Source organism: Verrucosispora sp. ts21 (assembly GCF_002879555.1).
Classification (GTDB): Bacteria; Actinomycetota; Actinomycetes; order Mycobacteriales; family Micromonosporaceae; genus Micromonospora; species Micromonospora gifhornensis.
On sequence record NZ_PNOZ01000179.1, the window covers coordinates 1 to 782 of the forward strand.

A 782-nucleotide genomic window follows, 5' to 3' on the forward strand; every position below is an offset into this window, starting at 1 on the left:
CCGCCGACGGCGCGTAGTTGGGCGGTGTCGGCGGAGATGTTGCAGGTCCAGAAGAGACGAAGGACCTCACGATCGGCCGGGCGCTGCACGGGCCCGGCCGATCGCGACCAGCCGGGGCGTGCTGCTACCGCTGCACCGTCAGGGGCGGTAGCGGTAGCCCATGCCGGGTTCGGTGATGAGGTGTCGTGGTCGGGCGGGGTCGGTTTCCAGTTGTGGCGGAGTTGGGCCATGTACTGACGCAGGTAGCCGGTCTCGTTCTGGTACTCCGGTCCCCACACGTCCTGCAGCAGCTGACGTTGGGTGATCAGCTTGCCGGGATGGCGCAGCAGTCGTTCGAGGACACCCCACTGGGTGGGGGTGAGCCGGACCTCGGCGCCGTCGTCGCGGGTCACGGTTCGTTCGGCGAGGTCGATCGTGTGCCGCCCCACGCGTGCCTGGCTGCCCGCTCGCCCGTCGGCGGTGGTGTGGCGGCGGGTGACGGCGCGGATGCGGGCGAGCAGCTCGTCGACGCCGAACGGCTTGGTCACGTAGTCGTCCGCGCCGGCGTCGAGGGCGGTGACCTTGTCGTCGCTGCCGGCCCGGCCGGAGAGCACGATGATCGGTACGCTGGTCCAGCCGCGCAGCCCTCGGATGACCTCGCGATGGCGGTCACTGTCGACGGCCACCGCGACATCCTCGGCATCTGGGCCGGTGACGGCGGCGAGGGCGCCAAGCACTGGCTGCACGTGCTGAAGAACCGCGGCGTCGCCGACGTGCTGATGCTCGTCTGCGACGGGCTCAAG

Annotated in this window: 2 pseudogenes; one reads left to right on the top strand and one right to left on the bottom strand. The window is 70.6% G+C overall.

The features are described from left to right. Positions 1-138: 138 nt before the first annotated feature. Positions 139-707: pseudogene (locus C1A38_RS30420) on the bottom strand (winged helix-turn-helix domain-containing protein); the annotation flags it as partial. Between C1A38_RS30420 and C1A38_RS30425 the strand changes: the two are divergent. Next, positions 648-782 (top strand): annotated as a pseudogene (locus C1A38_RS30425) (transposase); the annotation flags it as partial. The pseudogenes C1A38_RS30420 and C1A38_RS30425 overlap by 60 nt on opposite strands.